Source organism: Thioclava kandeliae (genome assembly GCF_040297545.1).
GTDB lineage: Bacteria > Pseudomonadota > Alphaproteobacteria > Rhodobacterales > Rhodobacteraceae > Thioclava > Thioclava kandeliae.
In genome coordinates, this window is the sequence record NZ_JAYWLC010000062.1 from 1 (window position 1) to 2,603 (window position 2,603).

A 2,603-nucleotide genomic window follows, 5' to 3' on the forward strand; every position below is an offset into this window, starting at 1 on the left:
GGCAAAGACCGTGGACATCACGATCCCCTGCATCTCGAAGAGGTCATACTCGCCAAGCGCATCTATATCGGGGGTCAGGAGATGCTGGAGTGCCGCCTCCACCTGCGTTTTGTCCTGCCCCTTGCCTTGCCCGCCCTCCATGCGGATCGAGGGGGTGATCCCCTCGCCCACCACATTGGCCACCACCACATCGCGCCCGCGCGCCGCATAGGGGCGGTTGCGGATCATGTCGCGCGAGAGATTGCGCATCCGCGCGCGATGGCCGAAGGCTGCGGCATCGGCCGAGGAGCCCGGCGCTTTCCAGCCATAGGTGCGCCGCCCGCGCGAGGCGGCGTCATAGTTCATCAGCTGTGCGGCCCCCGCACGGGCGCGCAGCCGTTTATAGCCCGCTTCAGGACTGAAGAAGGACACCATACGGTCAATCGGGTTCATGGGTCTCAGAGCCCCCGCAATGTTCTGGGATAGGTCACCAGGAAGCGGCCCGCGCCTGCGCCCGAGAGCTGGTCTTTCATCATCACGAGCGTGGCGCGCATCTCGTCGAGCGTGCGGTATTCCACCCGCTCGCCATTGATCTGCACCACCCGCGCGCCGGTCGCGATGGCCCGCTCCATGCGGGTGATATCAGCTGCTGTCCAAGCCATCTCTAGCGTCTCCGAAGATATCTGATGCCCATGCCCGCAGGCTGCGGGCGCGGTGTATAGGGAGGCGTATCGGGATCACCCGCCGCCTCCGGTTCTGTCTCTTGATCCGGCTCGGATGCGTCCGGTTGTGGGGCCTCCACCTCGAGCGCAAGCCGCACGGCGAAGGGATTGGCCACGCCCAGCACCGCCCAATCGGGCGGTGCCTCCCAGTTGATGCGGCTCAGGCCCTTATGCTCGGCCAGCGCCAGCGCCTGCACCGAGAGATCGAGCGTCTCGTTACGCTTCACGCCGGCCTTCAGCTCGTAGCCCTTGGGGCCACGACGCTCGGCCAGCAGCTCGGCCAGATGCTCTTCCTCGAGCCAGTCGGGCGTATGCTGGGCGCCGGGGCCGCGCTCGAACCGCCCGAGTGCTACCAGAACCGAATCCTTCAGCCGGTCGGTCGCCATATTGAGGAGCCGGACCGCACGGGCCTTACGGCCTTTTGAGCCCCGCGCGGGGGCGGCATACCAGACCCGGTCCGAGAGGTTCGGGCCACCCCGCCCGATCGAGAGGAACCACCGCTCCCCCTCGCCCGCCTTGCGCCGCCCGCGCCAGAAGCGCTCGGCATGATCCGACCACCCCGCAGGCCCGTTGAAGTCCACCGCCAGCGCGCAAGGTGCGAGCGCCCAGGGCTGGCCCTCGACCGGATAGGTGCGGCCGGCCAACTGGGTGAGAGCCCCCGCGTCCTCGGCATAACGGCCGGGATCGAGGGCACGGAACTCGCGCTCCTCGTTGCGGGCCCGTGGTGCCCCTTCGGGCGGTTGCGCCAGCGCGAAGCGGTCGATAATCACCCGCTCGCCCTGCGCGCCCCAGGCCATGACCAGCGCCTCGTAGCGGTTGCCCTGCACATCGACCGAAGTGGTGATGAAGCGCGTCCAGCCGGGCGCGGTCCTGCGATCGAGCCGCACCGCATGTTCACTCAGCATGGCGGTGGTCAGCTCGCCCTCGATCTGCAACCCATGCGGCACATAGGGCTCGCCGCGCTCGGTGAAGTAGACGCGGCTGAGTTCGGTATAATCGCCAAACTGCTCGGCCTGCCGGAGCGCGAGTTCATAGGAGGTCACGATCCCTTCCCAGCTGGCAAAGGCCGCCGCCGCCCCGTTGAGCGAATAGCTGGCCACATCGGTGGCACGCAGATCCGGATCATCGATCGTCACCAGCGCCCGTCGGCCATCCTCTCCGACAGATGTCCCCTCATGCAGCCAGCCGCCGCGGCCTTTGAGGATCTGGCGGTTCATCTCGTTCTTGTGGCGGTGGCTGTAAAGCGCGCCGCAATGCGGGCAGCCCATCTCGGCCCTGGCGCCCGCCACCGCCGGCTCCAGCGTATTGTCATAGCGCAGGTGTTTGAAGTGCGGCTCGAACAGCTCCCCACATTCACGGCAGTGCCAGTAAAACCGCCCCCGTGTCCCCTCGTTATAGATCCGCACGATGCCCCCCGAGACGGGCGGCAGCTCATGCGGGTTTTGCGGCCCCGCCTTCCAGGTCTCGTCGGTCACTGGAAAGGCCGGTGTGCTTTCCAGAAGCACGCAACCGCGCGACATGAAGGTCCGGATCCGCTGGCGCGCCATCCCGTAGGGGCTGCCCTCGGGCGCATCCTTCGGGCCCAGCACCTGCGGCATGTGATCGTAATCTGTCAGCAGCACCAGCCGCTGCGAGCGCGACGACAGCTGGCGCGCCACCGGATAGCCGATGGTGAGCCGCATTCCCTTAAAGCGCTTGCGCGAGAAGGTGCTGTCATCACGCGCCCGTCCCAGCCGCTCGCGCACCATCCGGCTATGCTCGATCATCGGGTCGAGCTTCTCCTCCACCCAGGCATCGGCATCGGGCTTCGACATATGGATGATCTGCACCGGCGCCGGGGCGCACATCACCGAATGCACCGCCACCGTGATCAGCATCGTGGTCTTGGCCGATTGCGACGGC

The 2,603-nt window shown here is 67.0% G+C and carries 3 protein-coding genes; all 3 read right to left on the bottom strand.

The genetic code is table 11. The features are described from left to right. On the bottom strand, positions 1-432 hold a 432-nt coding region (locus VSX56_RS20455; RefSeq protein ID WP_350939364.1), incomplete at its 3' end, for a phage portal protein. A 5-nt stretch (positions 433-437) separates the two neighbouring features. Continuing rightward, positions 438-641 (bottom strand): phage head-tail joining protein, encoded by a 204-nt coding sequence (locus VSX56_RS20460; protein ID WP_350939365.1) that lies wholly within the window; start codon positions 639-641, stop codon positions 438-440. 2 nt (positions 642-643) lie between these two features. Then, on the bottom strand, positions 644-2,603 hold a 1,960-nt coding region (locus VSX56_RS20465; protein WP_350939366.1), incomplete at its 5' end, for a terminase gpA endonuclease subunit.

Excerpts from the sequence above, each read along its gene's own strand:
- VSX56_RS20460 (WP_350939365.1), bottom strand. The coding sequence starts at position 641 with ATGGCTTGGACAGCAGCTGATATCACCCGCATGGAGCGGGCCATCGCG.